The organism is Acinetobacter sp. GW821-FHT09D10, from assembly GCF_059416285.1.
Genome location: NZ_JBWKOW010000001.1, coordinates 1,368,236 through 1,391,543, shown reverse-complemented (window position 1 = coordinate 1,391,543; position 23,308 = coordinate 1,368,236). Strand labels below are relative to the sequence as shown.

Below are 23,308 nucleotides of genomic sequence, written 5' to 3'. Positions count from 1 at the left end.
CTGCGAACTTAGTTCATTTCCTTGAGTTTTTCGGCAGCAGTTTCTGCAAAGTAAGTCCAGATCCCGTCTGCACCAGCACGGCGGCAGCACATGAGTGACTCTAAAATCACCGAGTCTGATAACCAGCCATTTTGAATTGCGCCCGCTAACATCGCGTATTCGCCACTCACTTGATAAATGAAGGTTGGAACACCAAAGGTATCTTTCACTTCACGTACCACATCCAGATATGGCATGCCTGGTTTTACAATGACCATGTCGGCGCCCTCTTGAATATCAAGTGCGATTTCATGTAAAGCTTCGGCACGGTTGGCAAAGTCCATCTGGTAGTTATATTTATTACCACCTTTTAGGTTGGATGCAGAGCCAACAGCATCACGGAACGGGCCATAAAAGCTAGATGCATATTTCGCAGAGTAGGCCATGATGTTGGTATAGATGTGACCATTGGCTTCTAAAGCCTGACGAATCGCGCCAATACGGCCATCCATCATGTCACTTGGTGCAACCACATCAGCACCCGCTTCGGCATGACTTAAAGCTTGTTTAATCAAGCATTCTACAGTCTCGTCATTCAGCACATAGCCAGTGTCATCAATAATACCGTCTTGACCATGAGTGGTGTATGGGTCGAGTGCACCATCGGTAATTAACACCATTTCTGGTAATTCTTTTTTAAGCAAACGGCAGGTGGTTTGGACTAAACCATCTTCATGCCATGCAGCTTCTGCAGTCAGGCTTTTATCTTCTTGAGGTGTTACAGGAAAAAGAGCCAGTTTTGATACGCCCAATTCCAGAAGTCTTTCAGCTTTTTTCAGTAATAAATCTGCCGACAAACGCTGAATGTTTGGCATACTTGGAATATCTTGGGTCTGATTTTGTCCCGGTAATACAAATACTGGATAAATCAAGTGATTGGTAGTGAGCTGTGTTTCGCTGACCATCGCACGCAACTGGTCATTTTTACGAATACGGCGCATGCGAGTGGCTGGAAATGCAGGACGATTGAACGTATAAGTCATAACAATCTCGATGTTCGGTATTACACTAGGATAGGTTGGCGGATATTCCATTACTGTCAACCGACTGCTGTATTGTAGCCCCATAATGCTGGATTTGTACAAAATTATGGGTGTTTATCATGCTTTTAAATTTAGGCAACGTATGAGTGATGAAAAGAAAAATTGGACTGGGAGCATTCATTTAGGTGCAAAAACTGACCTGAATGTAGTTCTTAAGCAATTATGTAAGGCGTTTAATAGCTCTCCTTTTTTTAAGCATAGTGGAATGATTATGCGTGTGGTGGACGGGCAGATTGAAGGCTATATCGAGATGCAACCCGACCTGATTGGCAATCTGGCATTTCAGATTTTGCATGGTGGAGTTGCTGCAACCTTGCTCGATAGCATTGGCGGTATTGTGGCAATGGAACACCTATATCGCCGTTCAACGCCGGAAACTTTAACCGAGACCATTAAGCAAGTGTCGCGTTTAGCAACGGTCGACATGCGTGTAGATTATTTAGCGCCGGGGCGTGGTAAATACTTTATTGCCCGTGCTGAAGTTCTGCGTTTAGGCCGTAAGGGCTGCACCATGCGTATGACCATGGTCAATGATGAAGGTAAAGCAATTGCTGCGGGTATTGCTTCATACGCCTATTAAGTTACCGATTTAAGTCGTTAAAAAGCGCCAAGTGCGCTTTTTTTAGTATTTGAAAAGCAGAAATTTTCACAAAAACTTTGAGATAAACATTAATTTAATTAGAACGAACGCATTAGTTATCATTTTTTATTCTCATATCATGAGGTTTTAGCGTTAAAATTAGCTCCTTTGACAATGCGGTATGTCTTGTTTATAGAAAAATAAAAACTCTATAACAAGGTGTAGTGCGAGATTGATGGCAAAGCCAACCCATCTTTAGGAACATACCATGACTGATGCACAAAGCAATGTACAAGAAACAGTGCCAACAACATCTGCCTCGGATGATAACAATCAAAACAAGCGCAAAAAATTTCTTGGTTTTTTTGCGCTGATTTTATTGATCGCCGCTATTTTATATGCAATCTGGGCATTATTTTTAAATCATTCCGTGAGTACGGATAATGCTTATGTCGGTGCAGAAACTGCTCAAATCACCTCAATGGTAAGCGGGCAGGTCGCTCAGGTTGTGGTAAAAGACACCCAAACAGTACATCGTGGTGACGTGCTGGTTCGTATTGATGACCGTGATGCCAAAATTGCATTAGCGCAAGCTGAAGCAGAACTCGCCAAAGCAAAACGCCAATACAAACAAACTGCAGCAAACAGTAGTTCTTTAAACTCTCAAGTTGTGGTTCGTGCCGACGAAATTACCAGTGCCAAAGCACAAGTTGCTCAAGCACAGGCTGACTACGACAGAGCTGCTTTAGAGCTGAATCGCCGTGCGCAACTTGCCGCGTCTGGTGCAGTGTCTAAAGAAGAACTCACTAAAGCACAAAGTGCTGTAGAAACGGCCAAAGCAGGGCTAGAGCTTGCTAAAGCAGGTTTAGCGCAAGCATCTTCAAGCCGTAAAGCTGCTGAAAGTACTTTAGCTGCGAACGAGGCTTTAATTCAGGGTGTAAATGAAGTTTCAACACCTGATGTACAAGTTGCACAAGCACATGTTGAACAAGCTCAGCTTGATTTGGAACGTACCGTAATCCGTGCGCCAGTTGATGGCGTGGTGACGCGTCGTAATATTCAAGTGGGCCAACGCGTTGCGCCGGGCACCAGCATGATGATGATTGTGCCGCTCAACGATTTATATGTAGATGCAAACTTTAAAGAAAGTCAGTTGAAAAAAGTCCGTCCGGGTCAAATCGTCACACTTACATCAGATTTATATGGTGACGACGTTGAATATCACGGCAAAGTGATGGGCTTCTCTGGTGGTACAGGCTCTGCCTTTGCCTTAATTCCGGCTCAAAACGCAACAGGTAACTGGATTAAAGTGGTTCAACGCTTACCAGTTCGTATTGCACTTGATCCGAAAGAACTTGCTGAACACCCACTGCGTGTTGGCTTGTCGATGGAAGCAAAAGTCGACCTATCTGCGAAGTAAACGCTTATGAAAACGCAAACACCTTTTGCCGAGCTGAGCGGTGGCCGTTTATTACTGGCAGCGTTTGTTATTGCCTTGTCGAACTTTATGGTCGTACTCGATACGACCATTGCCAACGTATCTGTACCGCACATTACCGGTAACCTTGCTGTTTCCAGTACACAAGGGACATGGGTCGTTACCTCGTATGCAGTTGCAGAAGCGATTTGTGTACCTTTAACGGGTTGGCTTGCGGGCCGCTTTGGAACCGTCCGAGTCTTTATTTTTGGCCTGATTGGTTTTACCATTTTTTCTTTCTTGTGCGGCCTAGCAAACTCGTTAGGCATGCTGGTGTTTTTCCGTATTGGACAAGGTCTATGCGGTGGCCCACTTATGCCACTCAGCCAAACCTTGCTGATGCGTATTTTCCCTAAAGAAAAACATGCACAGGCCATGGGCCTATGGGCGATGACTACCGTCGTTGGGCCAATTTTAGGACCAATTTTAGGTGGTTTGATTAGTGACAACCTATCTTGGCACTGGATTTTCTTTATTAACATACCGGTCGGCATTATTTGTGTTTTAGCGGCAATCCGTTTGCTCAAACCAGCCGAAACAGAAACCATTTCTTTAAGAATCGATACGGTCGGTTTAGGTCTGTTAATTTTGTGGATTGGTGCGCTACAGCTCATGCTCGACTTAGGGCATGAACGCGACTGGTTTAACAGTACGAGCATTGTGGTACTCGCTTTAACCGCCGTCATTGGCTTTGTGGTGTTCCTCATATGGGAGCTGACCGACAAGCACCCCGTCGTGGATGTGAAAGTCTTTAGGCATAGGGGCTTTGCTATTTCAGTGTTAGCTCTGTCACTCGGTTTTGGAGCGTTCTTTGGCAGTATTGTACTGATACCGCAGTGGCTGCAAATGAACCTTTCCTACACCGCCACATGGGCCGGCTATTTAACTGCAACCATGGGCTTTGGTAGTTTGACCATGTCACCGATTGTGGCAAAGCTTTCGACCAAACATGACCCACGAGCACTAGCCAGTTTCGGTTTGATTTTGCTGGGTGCTGTGACCTTAATGCGGGCATTCTGGACCACAGACGCCGACTTTATGGCATTGGCTTGGCCTCAAATCCTGCAAGGTTTTGCCGTACCGTTCTTCTTTATTCCACTGTCGAACATTGCACTGGGTTCAGTACTCCAGCAAGAAATTGCATCTGCGGCGGGCCTCATGAACTTTTTAAGAACCATGGCAGGGGCAATTGGTGCTTCAATTGCAGTCACCGTGTGGGATGACCACGCCAAAGTTGCACGTAGTGAAATGGTGTCAAACCTAAATACTGCCGAAGTTCAAAATAACCTTTTGCAAAATGGTTTTTCGGCTGACTCGACCTTAGGAATCATTTCAAACCTCGTCGATAAAGAAGCCATTACCATGTCGGCAAACCATGTGTTTTTACTATTTGCGATGGTATTTGTCTTTGCGGGGTTGGTCATTTGGCTGTGTCCAAAACCCAAAGGAGATGTCAGCGGAATGCCTTCTCACTAAACACAAAAAAGCATCTCTCCGGAGGTGCTTTTTTTAGGTCCACTAAAAAATAAACTGCATCTGCAAATGGCAGATTTTGCCTGTATTTAGCGAAATAAAGCATGCCAGAATCGGGAAAATCAGTTATAAAAGAGTGTGATACCAAGCAAGGAGGCATAAGACAGGGCACAGGATAAATCGCCCTTAAACATTCAATATTATAAAACCTTATTTTTATCAAAGATTAAAAAAACTTAATACCTGAAAACAAAGAAGCTTGCATGGCAATTGCATGGATAGGCAGGCGTATATATTGGAGTTATCACGTGAATAAAAGATATTCATTTTTGTTCAGTAGTTTATTAGCAATCGGTTTATTACAAGGATGTGGAGATGACTCCTCGTCAGATCAGCCCAAGGATGATTCAAATACAACCCCACCCAATTTAATAGTTGATAATGACCCGACCAGTTGTAGCAAACTGGCACAAGACGGTTCAAGTGTGGTGGTCGGGTCAAATCAAAATGGTGACCCAGCAGCACCGGAGGGTGCATCGGGTTATAGACTTGGTAACACGGTTAAATACGCAGATAAATATATGGTGGTGGCAAACACACCACTTGCGGTAAAAGCGGGCTGTGATGTTTTAAGAGCAGGCGGTAGCGCAGTCGATGCAGCCGTTGCGGTACAAGCGGTGTTGGGTTTAGTAGAACCTCAATCGAGCACGATTGCGGGTAGTGGTTTTATGATGTATTACGATGCCAAAACCAAAAAAGTTACGGCTTATGATGGTCGTGAAACCGCACCAGCCGCAGCCAACCCATTTTATTTAATTCGCCAAAATATGGATGACCCAAATTCACCTGCGCCTGTACCAAGTGCCCGCCGTAGTGGTCGTTCAATTGGTGTGCCGGGTGTTATGCGTTTGCTTGAACAAGCACAACAGGAACATGGCAAACTCAAGTGGAACCAGCTTTTTGGTGAAGCCATTGGTTTGGCTGACAACGGTTTCCGCATTCCGGGCCGTTTGGCAGATGCAATTGCAAGTAATGCAAACAATTTAGCGCTTGATGCAAATGCAATGGCGACCTATTTCTACCCAGATGGTTCACCACGTAAAGTCGGTGAAACTATGACCAACAAAGCCTATGCAAAAACCCTAGAAGCGCTTGCTTCACAAGGTGCAAATGCGCTGCACACGGGCCCGATTGCCCAAGCGATTGTGGCAAAAGCAGGCCAGACGTTAGGGGATGACCCAGCCCGAACTACAATTACTCCAAGCTTAATGACCTTGCAGGATTTATCGAACTATCAGGTTAAAAAACGCGACCCAATTTGTACAACGTACCGTGATCGTTACTATGTTTGTACCATGCCGCCTCCATCTTCGGGAGGGATTGCAGTTGCGCAAACCCTAGGTATTTTAGAAAACTTTGATATGTCGCTCTATCCACCTAAAAAACCTGAAAATGAAGGTGGTGTGCCCGATGTCATGGGCGTGCATTTAGTGTCTGAGGCAGAGCGTTTGGCTTATGCTGACCGTGATAAATATGTGGCAGATACTGACTTTGTCGCTTTACCAGCGCAGGGTATTGCAAGCTTTATTGATAAAAATTACTTAAAACAACGTGCAGCACTGATTAACCCGAACCTGAGTATGGGCGTTGCACCAGCGGGTAATTTCAACCCAGCTTCGGGTGTCGACACCACTGTTGAACACGGAACAACTCAGTTCACGATTGTAGATGCCTATGGCAATGTGGTTTCAATGACATCGACTGTTGAATCGAGCATGGGTTCATTCCACATGGTGGATGGTTTCTTGCTGTCGAACCAGTTAACTGATTTTAGCGCGAACCCGCTTGATAGCACTGGAGCACTGGTTGCTAACCGTGTGGAAGGTGGCAAACGCCCACGGAGTACCATGGCGCCAACTTTAGTCTTTAAAGGCACTACGCCAGATGAGTTTTATATGGCAACAGGTTCACCAGGTGGCGGTACGATCATTCAATATGTGGTTAAAACTTTGGTGGGTGCATTGGACTGGAACTTAAACGCTCAGCAAGCCACCTCGCTTGTAAACTTTGGAGCGACCAATAGTAAAAACACCAATGTAGATAGCTCGAATGTGCAGCTTTCTTTGCTTGATTTGATTGAAGGTTTAAAAGCAAAAGGGCACGGCATTTCTAACACTGCGCAAACCAGCGGTATTTCAACGATTATGAAAGTAAATATTAATAATCAAAGCAAATACGCTGGTGGGGTAGACCCACGCCGTGAAGGTATTGTGTTAGGCAATGGAGCTTTATAGTCCAAACTTAAAAAAAAGCTGTCATTTGTGGCAGCTTTTTTATGTGGCCCTTGAAAAAAACAAAAGGCTCTCCATTATGTAAATATGTTCATCAGTAGCGGACTGTTGATAAAATGCACAGTATTTTATTTTAGTTATGCTATGATGCTCATACATTCATGGGGATGTTATTGGCTTCGACGCTGGTGATGAAACTCATAGATGCATGCCGAGAGCGCATTTTCTCTCGTAAATCAAATTTGCATATTTTAGTCGCAAACGACGAAACTTACGCTCTAGCTGCCTAAGGGCAGTTTGTCCGCTTCCTAGAATACTTGTGGTTTAGGAACCCGACCGTAGCGCACGCACACAAGTCCGTATAGAGTCAAGCCTCGGGGCTTTATACCAAACTTAGAGGATCGCAACTTGTACCCTGTTCGTCGGGTCACAAGGTGTTAAAACAATAGACGATATCTAAGCATGTAGTATTCTCGAGCGTAATGCTGGCGGACGCGGGTTCAACTCCCGCCATCTCCACCAAAATTCGAAAAGGCCCCAAATTTAATTATTTGGGGCCTTTTTATTGACCAATTAAAATTAACGGTTTTACATAAGGTTTTAGTAAAAATGACAAATACAAACTTTTCTCAGGTTGCTGCTTTTATTTGGTCTGTTGCTGACCTATTACGAGGGGATTTTAAGCAGTCACAATATGGGAGAGTAATTTTACCTTTTACATTACTACGCCGTTTAGAATGTGTGTTTGAGTCTAGTAAAGCCAGTGTCTTAGAGGCAAATGAGAAAGTAAGGGTGATACCTTTACCAGAAGAAGCAAAAGAAAAAATGTTATTAAAGGCAACACAGGGCCTATCTTTTTTTAATACTTCAGAGCTCGACTTGAGTAGCCTAGGGCAAAAGAATATTCGAGCAAATCTTAGTAATTACATCCAGCACTTTTCAAAAGATGCGCGTGAAATCTTTGAACATTTTAAGTTTGATGAATTTACGGGTTTACTGGATGATGCAAACTTACTTTATAAAGTCGTTCAGAAATTTGCTTCAACCGATTTAAGTCCAGAAAATATTTCTAACCATGATATGGGCTTGGTATTTGAAGAGCTTATTCGACGTTTTGCTGAAAGTTCGAATGAAACCGCAGGGGAGCACTTTACTCCACGAGATATTGTACGACTCACCACTGGCCTCATTTTTAGCCAAGATGATGATGCCCTCAATAAAGAAGGAGTGATTCGGACCATTTATGACCCAACTGCTGGGACAGGTGGTTTCTTATCTTCGGGTACGGAATATGTTTATGAGCATAATCCTGAAGCGGTGATGCGTGTTTTTGGTCAGGAACTTAATCCAGAGTCCTATGCTATTTGTAAAGCAGATATGCTAATTAAAGGACAAGATGTCCGTAATATTAAGCTAGGAAATACATTATCTAATGATCAGCTCACTTATGAAAAGTTTGACTATATGTTGTCAAATCCGCCATTTGGTGTGGACTGGAAAAAGATCGAAGATGAGATTAAAGATGAGCATCAGCAAAAGGGCTTTAATGGCCGTTTTGGTGCTGGTTTACCCCGTGTGTCTGATGGTTCACTATTATTCCTAATGCATTTGATTAGCAAGATGCGCGATGTAGATAGCACTGGTCAAGGCAGTCGAATTGGTATCATCTTAAATGGTTCACCTTTGTTTACAGGTAGTGCAGGCAGTGGTGAAAGTGAAATCCGTCGTTATATTTTAGAAGCAGATTTGCTCGAAGCGATTATCGCTTTACCAACCGACATGTTCTATAACACAGGCATTGCAACTTATGTTTGGGTACTGAGTAATAAGAAAGAGACTGAACGTAAAGGCAAAGTGCATTTAATCAATGCCACGAACCTCAGTTCGAAAATGCGTAAGTCGCTTGGCTCGAAGCGTAATTACCTAACTGATGCAGAAATTAAGACTATTACCCAAAACTATGGCGCGTTTGAAGCGGTAGATACGCTGACTTTAGATGGTGAAAGTGAACAGCAAAAGCCATTTTCGAGCAAAATTTTTAACAGCTACGAATTTGGTTACCGTCGTGTCACCATTGAACGCCCATTACGTTTATCTGCTCAACTGTCTGATGAACGGATTGCAAGTTTACGTTTTGCACCAAAGCCATTTAATGCCGTGATGCAAAAAATTTATGACAGCTATGGCAAAGAGTGGACTGAAGTAGGTTATGGTCAGTTGAGTGATGATCAACATGTTGAAATCCGTGCATTGATCAAAGCTGAATTTAGCGAATTGAAAGAAAAAGATATTAAAACTGTACTTGAGCCAAAACTCTGGTTAGAGCAACGTGCGCTTATGCGTAAAGCGGTAGCTTTACAAGCCAAGATGGGTACTGCGCAGCATGACGATTTTAACGCCTTTGATGAGCTACTCAAACACGCTTTAAAAGACACCAGCATTAAACTTGAAGCCAAAGAGAAAAAGCAGTTCTTGGATGCGGTCACTTGGAAAAATCCTGAAGCCGAACCTGTGATGAATAAAGTCATAAAAGCGAAAGAAAATCCGCTGTATGGTCAGTTTAGTTACAAGGGCAAGGTAGTTGAGTTTGTGCAAGATGGCGATTTGCGTGATGCGGAAAATATCGCACTTGATCCAAGCCAAAGCACCACAGATTTAATCGAGTCTTACTTTAAGCGCGAAGTACAACCGCATGTGTCTGATGCATGGATCAATGCTGATAAACGTGATGCACAAGATGGCGAAATTGGCGTAGTCGGTTATGAGATTCCGTTTAACCGTCATTTTTATGTGTATGAGCCACCGCGTGAGTTAGCCGAAATTGACGCGGACTTAGATGCGGTGAGCCGTGAAATTATGGCACTGCTTCAAGAGGTGCATTCATAATGGCGAAGTATCAGAAATATGCTGAATATAAAGATTCAGGTGTCGAGTGGTTGGGGGAAATACCAAGTCATTGGAACGCTACCAAATATAAGTTCTTAGCAAAAGTTTATAATGGAGACAGTTTGTCAGTAGAAAAAAAGGAAGAGTTTTCATCAAATGATTTAAATGATAGAGCCTATATTTCTTCTAAGGATATTAATATTCGCACTTTAAAAGTTACTTATGAAAATGGATTAAGAATTCCTAAAAAAATGCCTTATAAGGTAGCTCCACAAGACTCTACATTGATTTGTATTGAAGGCGGAAGCGCGGGGCGTAAAATTGCTTATATAAATCAAGAAGTTTGTTTTGTAAATAAGTTGGCTTGTTTACATTCTTCCTTATTAAATAATAAATATATTTATTATTGTCTACAGTCATTACCTTTTAAGAGCCAGTTCAGTATTTCAATTTCAGGTTTGATTGGTGGAGTATCAATTAATCAGCTGGAAAATTTTTTTCTTGTGCTTCCTAGATATAAGGAATTACAGAAAGTTGTTAATTTCTTGGATTATGAAACCGCAAAAATTGACACTCTTATTGCCAAACAAGAAAGGTTAATTGAACTACTTAAAGAAAAACGTCAAGCGGTAATTAGTCATACGGTGACCAAAGGTTTAAACCCCAATGTAGTGATGAAGGATTCTGGTGTGGAATGGTTAGGGGAAGTACCTGAACATTGGAAAGGTCCTCAGATTGGATATCATGCAGAAGTAACAAAACTAACAGGTTTTGAGTATACTAATCTTTGGATGCCTCAAGAAGACGGTGAAATAATTGCTCTACGAGGATTTAATATTCAAGAACGTTATTTAGATTTAAATAAAACTGAAAGAATAAGTGCGAATCTTTCTAGTAAATTATTCAGATCAAAACTATTTAAAGGTGATCTAGTCTTACCTTGCACGGGTACACTAGGAAATGCAGCTTTAATAGGGAAAGATAATACTTTTCACATTAACCAAAATATTGCGAAAGTAACATTTGATAAAAAGTTTTTTTCCCCTGAATTTTGCTTATATTGGGTGACAAGCCAACCTTTTAGACAAATGATTGATTTTAATAATACTTCAGGGATGCAACCAGTTCTTTTAATTGGGGATATTCGTAAGTTACCCATTCCATTATGTTCTATTGATGAGCAACTGAAGATTGTTACTTATTTGAATAATCAAACTCGAAAAATGTGTGAATTAATTAAAAAAGCTGAATCGGCAATTCAACTCATGCGAGAACGCCGTACCGCCCTGATTTCAGCAGCCGTGACAGGCAAAATAGATGTACGCAACTGGGAAAATCCCAATAAAAATAATGAAGCGGATATGGAGTTAAGTGCATGAGATCAGATGCAACTTTAGAAACCATCTTTCAGCAAGACATCATTGCACAAATGCAAAGACATGGTTGGCAGGTGGGTTCACCACAGGGCTACAACCGTGAAAAAGCACTTTATGAGCAAGATGTTTTAGACTTTGTACAAACTACCCAAGCAAAAGAATGGCAGAAATTTAAAAACATCTTTCCCAATGATACCGAACGCCATTTTTTAGATACTGTAGTGGCGCAGCTTAAAAAAGCAGATATTAATGCGACTGATATCGAATCTCGCAGTTATGGCACATTGGGTGTGTTACGTCATGGACTGAAAACCCGTGGTACACGCTTTTCATTTTGCCAGTTTAAGCCTGAACATGGTCTAAACCCTGAACTCAATGAAATTTATAAACAGAATATTTGTCGTGTTGTACCTGAACTGGTCTATAGCCCATATGCCAACAAAGCCGAACTCGAAGCGACAGGTAAACAAGCGAAAAAATGGCGTATCGATTTAGTCTTGTTTATTAATGGTTTTCCAGTCGCAACGTTAGAACTTAAGTCAGAATTTAAACAGGCCGTGCAAAATGCCATGGCACAGTACAAAAAAACACGCCTGCCAAAAGACCCTGAAACCAATAAACCAGAACCGTTACTGACCTTTAAACGGGGCGCATTGGTACATTTTGCGGTGAGCCAGTATGAAGTCTATATGGCAACTCATCTTAATGGTGACAATACATATTTTCTGCCATTTAACAAAGGTACTAAAGAGCAAGGGGCTGGCAATGATGTACCTGACGATACAAATGAATATGCAACAGGCTATTTGTGGAATGAAGTGTTAACCCCAGATAGCTTACTGAATATTATTGGTAACTTTATTCATTTACAGATTGATGAAAAAGAGGATTGGGAAGGGAGAAAATATAAAAAAGAAAGCCTGATTTTTCCACGTTATCACCAGTGGAAAGTCGTGACGAAATTAATCGAAGACTCACTGGCAGAAGGAACGGGACAAAAATATCTGATTCAACATAGTGCAGGTTCAGGTAAATCTAATTCAATCGCATGGACCACACATCAACTATCTAGCTTATACGATGCTAACAATAAAAAGATGTTCGATTCAGTGATTGTAGTGACTGACCGAACAATTCTTGATGCTCAGCTACAAGATACGATTTATCAGTTTGAACATGCTGACGGTGTGGTCGGACGAATCAACAATAAAGAGGGTGATGGTTCCAAATCTGAGAAATTGGCAAAAGCATTGGAAATGGCGCAGTCAATTATTATTGTGACCATTCAAACTTTCCCATTTGTACTACGTGCTATTGAAAATAGTACCAGCTTAAAAGAGCGTAAATATGCTGTAATTGCCGATGAAGCACATTCTTCGCAAAGTGGTTCAACTGCACGCCAGCTAAAAGAAACTTTGATGCTTGAGGAGCGTGATGAGGATGATCAACTCTCTTCAGAAGATATGCTCGATGCGGTAATGGCATCACGTAAAGGTAGCCAGAATTTAAGTTTCTATGCCTTTACTGCAACACCAAAAGATAAAACGCTCCAGCTATTTGGACGTTTGCCAAATCCTGAACTACCACCATCCAAAACCAATAAGCCCGAAGCCTACCATGTTTATTCAATGCGCCAAGCGATTGAAGAAGGCTTTATTTTGGATGTCTTAAAAAATTATACCAACTATAAAGTGATTTATAAGCTCAAACAGAAGATTGAGGAAAAAGACGATCAGGTCGATGCCAAAAAAGCCAAGATTAAGCTCAATCAATGGGTACGACTACATGACCATAATATCTCGCAAAAAGTACGTGTGATTATTGAGCATTTTAAAAAGAATGTAATGGGCTTATTGGGTGGGCAAGCTAAAGCCATGGTCGTTACCAGTTCACGGAAAGAAGCGGTACGCTATAAGCAGGCTTTTGATAAATATGTAGCAGAACAGAAATATACCAATATCCAAGCGATGGTAGCATTTTCAGGTGAGGTTGAGTTTTCGGAAAATGATGCAGATAGTAGTCATTTAATTGGGAAAAAATTTACTGAGAGTAATATAAACCTAAACTTGAAAGGACGTGAAATGCGTAAGGCATTTGATAGTGATGACTTTCAAGTAATGATTGTGGCAAATAAGTTCCAAACAGGTTTTGATCAACCAAAACTTTGTGCGATGTACGTCGATAAAAAATTAGGTGGTGTGGAATGCGTACAAACTTTATCACGCTTAAATCGTATCTATCCTGGTAAGGCAGAGTCCGGCACATTTGTACTGGATTTCTTTAACGATCCGCAGGATATTTTGGATGCGTTCCAACCCTACTACCAAACAGCTGAACTAGCAGATGTCTCAAACCCTGATATTGTGTATGACTTAGCTAAAAAGCTTAAAGCAGCACGTATTTTCCTCATGACTGAAGTTGAGCAATTTGTTGATGCTTTCTATAGCAAAAATAAATCAAATGCTGCACTCGCCAATATCTGTAAACCTGCAATGCAACGTTGGCAGCAAAGTTATACGAAAGCAATCAATGATTATGATGTGACAAAAAATCGTTTGGAAATTACTAAGCGAACAGGCGAACCCGTTTTAATTGCTAATGCTGAAAATGAATTTGCCGAAGCGAAAAAAGCGCGTGATGCACTCGAAATCTTTAAAAAGGATTTAGGTAGTTTTACGCGCTTTTATGAGTTTATGTCACAGATTGTAGAATATAACGATAAGGAACTCGAAAAAATCAGTTTATTTGCTCGTAACTTACGACCGTTATTGCGTGAGCAAGCGGCTGATGAAGATGTGATTGATTTAAGTAATGTTGCTATGAGTCATTATCGACTCTCTAAGATTCGGCAGCAGGATATCCAACTTAAAGCCAATAGTACTGAACATAAATTAGAACCAGCTAATGATTTGGGTACGGCAAAGCCAAAAAATAAAAATGAAGAATTTTTATCAGTCATCTTGCAGCGTGTAAATGAAGTATTTATTACCGATAAGCTGACAGAGCAGGACATGATTAATTATGTATATACGGTAGCAGACAAGATGTCTGAAAACACTAAAATGATGAAGCAAATTCAAAATAATACTCGTGAACAAGCAATGTTGGGTGAGTTTGATAGTGCTTTAGATGATGCTGTTTTAGATAGTAATACTGCACATAATGAACAAACTATGCAGTTGATGAGCGATCCATCTAAAATGCGCCAGTTTGCGAATATTATTTATGATGTATTAGCGAGTAAATCTGAGCTTTAGAAGTTAATTTTTAATTTAGGCGGTTTTAGTATAGGGGAATAAATAAGCATGAGTGGGTATTTCCGAGAAGAACATTTTGAGTTATTGCGAAAGTTACAAAACCAATTAAGAAATAAAAATGATAATGCTCAAGATATAGCATATGGAACGCTAAAAGAAGCTAATAGTTTAACTAAGGTTTGGGCTGAGGAAATTATAAAAAAACAATTCCTATTAGGAGTGTTAGATTTCCGAAATAGTCCACTTGATCAAAGCAGAAAATTTAAACCTTATACATGGGCGAAAATTTATCCTGAAAAAGATTCTCCAAAAGAATTAGCTTTTACCGTTGGTATAGATGGTAATTTAGGGTTTATTCTGAAAATAGATACTGTTAATGCTAATAATAAGTTACGTAATAGATATGAAGAAATAAGAGGTGAGTTTAATAATTCACCAATAGTTTCAATGTTATCAGTAGAAGAAGGGCTTGGAAAATCTTTAGATGATTTGGTAGCATGGAGTGTGGAAGAAATTCAAAAATTTGGACTAACTTATGATGATCTGTGTAGTGAAATTGCTTTAAAAGATGGTTTAAAAAGTAATGATTTTACAGCACAAAAAGTGCTTGATTATTTGAAATCTAGATATCCAAATAATGAACAGAAAACCCAAAAGATTTTCTTATGTATAAATGAATTAGGCAAAGAGCTAGCTTTAGAAACAGGGAATCTGTCTACAAATACCATCCGCTTGTTTTTGAAAGATAAACCTCCTGAACAAGTTATTGCATTGGAACAATGTAAATTTAGAGGTATTGGCGATAGTCCTAATCATAATTTAAATACTAATACCAAATCATTAAGAGTAAATGATAGCTTTTTTCAAATTAGTCCTAGTTCATTACATCAATTACAGAAAATTTGTGATTGGTTTGATGAGTTTTCTCATATAGATCATATCCGCAGTAAATCGAATAAAATGGGATTAGGTAAAGAAATGCCAAATAAGTTAATAGCGCAAACTTTAAACCGTATTTTATTTGGCACTGCGGGTACTGGTAAAACCTTTAATACAATCAATCATGCACTTTCAATTATTGAAGGTAAGTCACTAGAAGAATTGAAAGATGAAAAGCGTGAGAAATTAAAAGAAAAATTTGATGAATATAAAGATCAAGGTCGAATTAAATTTGTGACATTCCATCAAAGCTTTAGTTATGAAGACTTTGTTGAAGGCATTCGAGCAGAAACTGATGATCAAGGGAATTTAACTTACAATGTGAAATCAGGTGTATTTAAAGATATCTGTGAAAAAGCAACAGGGGTTTCTCAGCAAGCAGAATCTATAGATGAAATAGTAGAAAAATTCCTTGATGAAATTACCGAAACTCCATTAGAACTTTATACTCAACAAAATAAAAAGTTTAAAGTTAGTTATGTTGGTAGTGGTGTGACTCTACAATGCCAACCATTAGCTTCAGAAACGAATGCGACCTATTATGCAAATATAAGTAAAATTAAAAGTTTACTTTCAGGTGAGCAAATTGAGAATGCTTATAATCGAAGCTATATAAAAGCAGTCGCTGAGTTTTTAAAACCTAAAGTAAAACCAGTCCAAATCAATAAAAATGATCAGAATCACGTTTTGATTATTGATGAAATTAACCGTGGTAATATTTCTCGAATTTTTGGTGAACTTATTACTTTGATTGAGGATTCAAAACGTGCTGGAGCTAGTGAAGAGTTATCAGTTGTTTTGCCATACTCGAAGAGAGAATTTACAGTACCAAATAACCTCTACATTATCGGTACGATGAATTCTTCTGACCGCTCATTAACAGGTTTAGATATCGCATTACGTCGTCGTTTTACTTTTATTGAAATGCCGCCAAAGCCAGAAGAAATTAAAGATGAAAATGGTGTCTTGATAGAGATTCATGGTCAAGATCAAAACGGTGATGATGCTTCTGTAATAGTTGCAGAATTACTGAAAGTGATGAATCAACGAATTGAGGTGCTTTTAGATCGTGATCATTGCATTGGTCATGCCAACTTTATGAGTTTGTGTGAACAGCCAACTCTTGAAAATTTAGCTCAAATTTTTAAACAAAAAATCATTCCACAACTCCAAGAGTACTTTTTTGATGATTGGGCAAAGATTAATTTAGTTTTAAATGGTAATGGAATGCTTAAGCCGAAGCGTGTAGAAACATCAGCAATATTCCCAAATGTGGATTCTGAGGAATTAGGGTACTTTGAAGATAAGAAAATTTGGAAATTGGTGCCGACTTCATTTAACTCTATTGAAAGTTTCAAAAAGATTATTCAGTACTAATAGGGGCGAAAATGTCTGATCTGATAACTGTCAGAGAATATGCATACATTAGCGTTGCACATACTGGATGTCCCGAATCAACGATAGACCATGCTTATATTTCTGAATCTGCTTTTGATCATTTATGTGAACTTTCGGCTTCATTTTCTAAACATGGTGCAAAAGTATTTGAATTAGCTGGACGTAGAAAGCTCAGACTAGATCAATATGTTGGAGTTATTGAAACCAAGTGTGGTACGCGTATTGAAATATTGCCTAAGCATGTTGATATCAATCTTAATGAATCCAATGAAACTGCGATTGAAAAAGAACGTGAGCTCTTAAAAAAGATGCTCAAAGTATCTTTACATTTACCATATCGTGATGCTGGGGAGGCTAGCCTAAGTCGTTTTAAACAACCTATACATGAGTGGATCATAGATCAGTTTCTTTGTAATTTTGAAAAACTAATTCAACGCGGTTTACGCTTTGATTATCATCGTGTGCAAGAAGAGCAAAAGTACTTGAGAGGGCAATTACAGCATGTGAAACATATGCGACAATCCCCACCAAGAAAGCATATTTTCCCGATTGAGCATGACATCTATGAAGTTGATCGCCCTGAGAATAGGTTGATTAAAACAGCATTAGATGTCGTTTGTAAAAAAACACGAAGTGCTAAAAATTGGAAACTTGCTCAAGAGCTTCGCTTAATGACTGGGGAAATTCCAAAGAGTCAAAATATAGTTCAAGATTTCAAGCAGTGGCAGTCAGGGCGTTTACTCGCACTATATGCAGATATAAAACCATGGACTGAGTTGATTTTAAGTGAATATATGCCTGTATCTACTCAAGGTGGTTGGCGTGGGATGAGCTTACTATTTCCTATGGAAAAACTTTTTGAGCATTATGTTGCTTATCATTTATGTCTAGAATTAAACGATTGGGAAGTAAGAACACAGGTATCAAGTCAGCATATTTGTCTTTATGAGAATAGGCCAATTTTTAGATTAAGACCTGATATCCAAATTCAACATAAGAAAACTAGAAAAAAAATTATTTTAGATACTAAATGGAAATTATTAGATCAAAATGATCAAACTCGCCGTTTTGGATTGAAAGATAGTGATGTACAACAGATGTTTGCCTATAGCTATTATTATTTAGATCATGCAAGTGAAGTGATTTTAGTTTACCCAATGCAAGAACGGAAATTCTCAGAGGAACTATCCTTCAGTTTTAATCTAAAAGATACACCAGCATCATTGAGAGTTATCCCTTTTGATTTGGATAAGGGCTATCAATGGAATAAATTATTTTCTATTTTAACCTAAGCTTAGTTTATCAAATAGGAGGAGAAGTTTTAGATACTTATGAATATTTAGTTTTTCTTAATAATCGACTTGCTTTATGCTGTGGTATGAACTTTGTGAAATATATTTTATAAATGATATAAGTCTTAAATATGAAAAAAATTATCCATCTATAAAAAGAAGTAAAGAAACTTATTGTTATATTAAAATAATAAATGGATGGTAATATATTAATTTTAATCAATACTATCTAAATTGGAGGGAGTATGTCTGTAAAGGTTGATAACATTGCTACTAAGGTTTTAAAAGTTAATCTTGAGGATAATGAAGTTTCATTTGCGATCAAAGCTGATATTACTAATTTTAAAGATAGTGAATATTCCGATGAAGATGTCACTGTTGAAATACAAGGCGTTGATGCTGATGGATTCGAAATAATTTCAATTTATTTGTCTGGAAAGGTTTCATTTAACACTACTAAAACGCTTACCGATCGTGAAGACTATCAAGATAAAGATGAATTTGATCAAGTTGTTAGATGGCAGTATACAAATTAATTTGAAGTTAAAAATAACGTTGGCATGGACTGTGTTAACGTTATACTCTTTTAAGTAATAATTTATTCTCAAAAAAGCTCTTATTATTTAATCAATATAAATTTAATTTCTAAAATATTAAAAACATTTTTATTCTTTGGCTATAATATCTTCAAATCAAAATTCAGAAAGACCAATGATGAACTGTGAAAGTGAATTGAACAATATTGCTAAAAACAAACTGGTTCAGTTGTTAGATTATGTATCTCATCAAGCTAAAGATACACAAAAGATCCAGTATGAAATTAATGGCAATAGATTTTATTCTCATGAATTAAAACAGTTACGTGGTTTGAAAGTACTAAATGACGGCGATTGGTGGCTCCAAATTGAACGATTGCAGCTTTCGGCTATGCCTATTCCCTCTGAATTGTTAACTTCCCACCTTTTAGTTGATATCGAAGCAGAGCCAACTCTTAATTTTTATAATATAAACAAAATACTATTACTTAAAAAAGTTCATCAATTCCCATTGCCATATCACCTTGTGGCACATGATTTAGTTGGTAAAATTGAAATAATTTATAAGCTATTCAAGGAATTTGAAGACTATAAAAATACTTGGAAACAATGGAAACAAGACAATGATGAAATTAAAAAATCTATTCTTGTTTATGACAAATTATTCTCATGGAATACCGCGATTAACTTAGGTGGTACAGCCGATAGTGAAGAAATTGTTGCAGGCTTTGGTTTAGTTGATTGGGTACTTCCAACTACTCATAAATCTTACTCATATCCATTAATTACTATTCCATTAGAAATGGAAATAGAAAAAAACGGATTGATACGTGTAGGCGCTAAAGATACACAAGCTAATATAGAAATGGATGCCATCTTGTTAGAAGATGATTTGCCTACCTCAGGAAAGGTGAAATTAGCTTTAAAAGAAAATTTAAATAATGGGCGCTCATTGCAACTATTTGCAAGTGAGACTTACTCTGATCTAGTTGAAGCTTTTACTACAAATATATACTCAAAAGGAATAGTTGTTGAGCCGGAAAATAGAGCCATACCTTCTAAGAATTTAGCAGTTAACTTAACATCCGTATTGTTTAGTCGTCCTAAAAGGAATTCTATTTTAAGTGATGATATTGAATTATTAAAAACTAAACTCAGTGATCCTTCAGTAGCAATTCCTGAACAACCTTTATCATTAGTAACAGAGTTAAATAATGATACGATTGAAAAAGAGATTTACAGTTTTAGGGGACGTTCTGGCGTAGAAGGATTTGGATCAAAAGTTGAAGAACTTTATTTCCCTCTTCCTTACAATAAAGAGCAAATCACTATTGTTCAAAATTTGCTAACAAGTAGTGGTGTTGTAGTACAAGGTCCTCCAGGCACAGGTAAAACACATAGCATTGCTAATATTATTTGTCACTATTTGGCTAATGGTAAAAAGGTACTAGTAACGGCACAACAATCCCATGTTCTAAAAACAGTACATGAAAAAATTCCTGATGAGTTAAAACCTTTAGTGGTTAGTCGAATAGGTTCAAGTAAAGAAAGTAAAAATCAGCTTGAATCTTCTATCGATTTAATTGTGCAAAAAATTACCCAAATGAATGTTTCAGAAGTACGGAAAACAATTGAAGCTCTAAAACAACAAATAGATCAAAATCATCATGAAATGGCTCTGATTGATAGAGAAATATATAACTTTGCTGAGAAGCATTATCAGAATATTGAAGTAGATGGTAATAAAAAATTACCTATGGATATCGTACAGAAGGTATTAGAGAGTAGAAGATCCTACTCATGGTTTACAGATCAATTAACTCTGGAGGAAAAAGATAGATTTCCTTTTTCTCAAATTGAACTGATTCAATTGAGAGATTCAAGAAAGAAAATAGGTAAAGACTTAATATATATAAATTATGGTCCTCTACCTGCTCCTGAAAAGTTGTTAGATTCGACCAGTTTAAAAAAACTAAATGAATCTTTAAAAGAGAAAGATACGATTGAAGAGTTTTTAAAACAAAACGACCAACATCGTTTTAAGGATAATATTTCTGAAACAGAAATTAATGCTTTGAAAGATTGGTTAAGAATTTATTTGGAAGATCTCAACCTCATTTTGGATCATGCAGAAGCATGGCTATTGAGTTATTTTAAGAAAATAAATTTTGAAGATAAGGGTATGGAGTTAGATATCTATACAAACCTTATCAAAGAAGTTCAACCTTTATTGGAATACCGAAAAACTCTATTAATAGACCCTATAGAGTTAAAGTTCGAAATACAGCCAAACTCTAAAGAATACGAAGCTGTTCAACGCGCTGTTGAGACAGGAAAGCCATTTAGTTGGTATCATTTTGGAACTTCTGAATTACAAAACTTGTTTAAGTCAGTTAAAGTTTCTGGAAAATATCCTGATACATCAGAGGAATGGAAAAAAGTTAAGGATTATGTTGATAGAAAGCAGACCCTTAATATTTTTATGAGCAAATGGAATAGTATTGCAGCTCAATTAGACATTCCTTTAATTGAATTAAATAATCGGGGTATAGATGAAATATTAAAAGAATTTACGCATCTTATTAATAGAACTCAAAAATGCTTAGATCTGAAACACAAGTACTTAGATATATTTAATACTAACTATCTAAAAGTTTTTAATAGGGCTAAAACTTTTGATTTTTATGGATTATCTAAAAATATTGATAACTTGATACAGTTGTTGGATCAGAAACTAATAATATTTAATTTAGAGATTTATCAAGTACAGTTGTCTGATCAAATTCTCTATCTAACAGAGTTCGATAATAAAATATCGATTCATTTAAAAAGTCTTATATCACAGATTGATACAGGTTCATTAAGTGAAAATGAACTCAAAAATTATGCAGATCTATTAAAGCAATTGGTACATTTAAAAGATCTAGGTGAAGATTTTGATCGGCTTAAATCTGCGAGTATTAAACTTAGTCAAACAAATGCTGTGATCCTTAGTAAAGATATTCTAGAAGTTCCTTATGTTGAAGAAATAGAGGACCCTGTATTACGTAATACATTGATTGAGGCTTGGGAGTGGAAGCGTCTTGAGAATTATGTAATTGCAATTAGCAATACAAGTCGAATTGAAAATTTTTACACACGTCGTCGTATTTACGAGAAGAATCTATCTCAAAATTATGCACAATTGTCAGCAAATAGAACATGGTTAGCGCTAAAGGAAAATGCTTCAGATAAGATATTAGTTGCATTACAGCGTTATAAAATTGCTGTTCAGCACTATGGCAAAGGAACTGGTAAGAATGCTCCACGATACAGAAAAGATGCACAAGTGGCTTTGAAAGAGGCAACAGCAGCTATCCCTTGTTGGGTTATGTCACATCTTCAGGTATCAGAGTCTATGCCCGCTGAATTGGGACTTTTCGATTTAGTTATTGTAGATGAGGCATCACAGTCATCAATTGACGTATTACCCGTTTTAATGCGCGCTAAAAAGTTATTAGTTGTAGGAGATAATAAGCAAGTTTCTCCAAGCAATGTAGGTCTTGCAAGTGCTCAAATTGATGTACTGCGTAATCGTTATCTACATGGCCAGCCACATGCTGCATATTTAACACCAGATATGTCATTGTACGATATGGCTTCTTCGATTTATGAGTCAAGTGTAATGCTACTTGAGCATTTTCGTTGTCACCCTGCAATCATTAGCTATAGTAATAAAAACTTTTATGATAACCGTATTAAGCCAATGCGATTATCAAAGAAGTCTGAGCAATTGAGCCCAGCTCTTGTTGCAATTTATACGCCACAAGGATGTAGAGAGACTAAGAATAGTAAACATATTAATCGGATAGAAGCGAAAGCAATTATTGAAGAGATGAAGCTGATTCTGAAAGATGAAAGATATGTTAACCGATCAATTGGTGTCATTTCTTTATTAGGACCAGCACAAGCTGAATTTATTCAATTAGAAGCCTTGAATGAGTTTGGTGCAGGTGTTCTTACGCAAGTACAGTTTGCATGTGGAGATGCATCAGCATTTCAAGGTGCAGAAAGAGATATTATTTTCTTATCTATGGTAGCCGATCCTGAGAATTGTCATGCTTTAAGTCGATCTGATCATGAACAGAGATTTAATGTTGCTGCGAGCCGTGCACGTGAACGTATGTATCTTGTACATTCTGTAAGTCGTGATCATATATCTCCAAAAGATTTAAGATTAAATTTACTTAACCATTTTTATGATGTGCAAGAAGATCAAAAAGTATCACTTGAAGAAAAATTAGAGTTATGTGAATCGGAGTTTGAAAAATCTGTATTTAATGTATTGCATGAAATGGGATACACCGTTACTCCTCAAGTTAAAGTTGGTAGCTATCGAATCGATTTGGTCGTTGAATCTGATGGTGATCAGCGTTTAGCTGTTGAATGTGATGGGGATAGCTATCATGGACCAGAACAATGGCATGATGATATGACTCGTCAACGGGCATTAGAACGAGCAGGTTGGACGTTCTGGAGATGTTTTGCATCGAGTTGGTCAATTGAGTGTGAGAACATGGTTACTTCATTAAAGGAAAAGCTCGATTCAATGGGTATAAAACCTACACATGGAATGAGTAGTTTGATTCAGGATGTTGAGTATAAAGTTTGGCTAGATTCAGAATTAGAATGTACCACTATGATTGATACTCAGGAAAATGAGTTAGTAGTGGAATAAGTTT

General features: G+C 38.1%; 12 protein-coding genes and 1 other RNA gene. 12 read left to right on the top strand and 1 reads right to left on the bottom strand.

Translation table 11 applies throughout. From position 1 onward, the window contains the following. Positions 1–8: 8 nt before the first annotated feature. Positions 9–1,022 (bottom strand): porphobilinogen synthase, encoded by a 1,014-nt coding sequence (gene hemB, locus AC07M3_RS06480; protein ID WP_005042595.1) that lies wholly within the window; start codon positions 1,020–1,022, stop codon positions 9–11. Positions 1,023–1,164: 142 nt separating this feature from the next. Between hemB and AC07M3_RS06475 the strand changes: the two genes are divergently transcribed. The 12 genes from AC07M3_RS06475 to AC07M3_RS06420 all read left to right on the top strand — a co-directional run bounded on the left by AC07M3_RS06475 (position 1,165) and on the right by AC07M3_RS06420 (position 23,304). Further along, positions 1,165–1,662 (top strand): thioesterase family protein, encoded by a 498-nt coding sequence (locus tag AC07M3_RS06475; RefSeq protein WP_004641674.1) that lies wholly within the window; start codon positions 1,165–1,167, stop codon positions 1,660–1,662. 268 nt (positions 1,663–1,930) lie between these two features. Next, a complete protein-coding gene (locus AC07M3_RS06470; protein WP_133746639.1) occupies positions 1,931–3,082 on the top strand; it encodes an EmrA/EmrK family multidrug efflux transporter periplasmic adaptor subunit in 1,152 nt (383 codons plus the stop codon). Positions 3,083–3,088: 6 nt separating this feature from the next. Next, positions 3,089–4,615, top strand: coding sequence for a DHA2 family efflux MFS transporter permease subunit (locus AC07M3_RS06465; protein WP_231761765.1), 1,527 nt, complete (start codon positions 3,089–3,091; stop codon positions 4,613–4,615). Between the two features lie 305 nt (positions 4,616–4,920). After that, a complete protein-coding gene (ggt, locus tag AC07M3_RS06460) occupies positions 4,921–6,906 on the top strand; it encodes a gamma-glutamyltransferase (protein ID WP_494566880.1) in 1,986 nt (661 codons plus the stop codon). Between the two features lie 160 nt (positions 6,907–7,066). Then, positions 7,067–7,425, top strand: a transfer-messenger RNA (tmRNA) gene (gene ssrA, locus AC07M3_RS06455). 87 nt (positions 7,426–7,512) lie between these two features. Then, positions 7,513–9,789 (top strand): type I restriction-modification system subunit M, encoded by a 2,277-nt coding sequence (locus tag AC07M3_RS06450; RefSeq protein ID WP_494566879.1) that lies wholly within the window; start codon positions 7,513–7,515, stop codon positions 9,787–9,789. Then, positions 9,789–11,168, top strand: a complete 1,380-nt coding sequence (locus AC07M3_RS06445) for a restriction endonuclease subunit S (RefSeq protein WP_494566878.1) — start codon at positions 9,789–9,791, stop codon at positions 11,166–11,168. The genes AC07M3_RS06450 and AC07M3_RS06445 overlap by 1 nt, the downstream gene beginning before the upstream one ends. Further along, positions 11,165–14,422: a type I restriction endonuclease subunit R gene (locus AC07M3_RS06440; RefSeq protein ID WP_494566877.1), complete on the top strand. Its 3,258-nt coding sequence runs from the start codon at positions 11,165–11,167 to the stop codon at positions 14,420–14,422. The genes AC07M3_RS06445 and AC07M3_RS06440 overlap by 4 nt, the downstream gene beginning before the upstream one ends. 48 nt (positions 14,423–14,470) lie before the next feature. Beyond that, on the top strand, positions 14,471–16,738 hold the full coding sequence (locus tag AC07M3_RS06435) for an McrB family protein (RefSeq protein WP_494566876.1): 2,268 nt from the start codon (positions 14,471–14,473) through the stop codon (positions 16,736–16,738). Between the two features lie 11 nt (positions 16,739–16,749). Next, the gene (locus AC07M3_RS06430) at positions 16,750–18,051 is read left to right on the top strand and encodes an McrC family protein (protein WP_494566875.1); all 1,302 of its coding nucleotides are present in this window, start codon (positions 16,750–16,752) and stop codon (positions 18,049–18,051) included. A 245-nt stretch (positions 18,052–18,296) separates the two neighbouring features. Continuing rightward, the gene (locus AC07M3_RS06425; RefSeq protein WP_174742054.1) at positions 18,297–18,587 is read left to right on the top strand and encodes a hypothetical protein; all 291 of its coding nucleotides are present in this window, start codon (positions 18,297–18,299) and stop codon (positions 18,585–18,587) included. Between the two features lie 175 nt (positions 18,588–18,762). Beyond that, complete coding sequence (locus tag AC07M3_RS06420; protein ID WP_494566874.1) at positions 18,763–23,304, top strand: PDDEXK-like endonuclease domain-containing protein; 4,542 nt, start codon at positions 18,763–18,765, stop codon at positions 23,302–23,304. Positions 23,305–23,308: the final 4 nt, after the last annotated feature.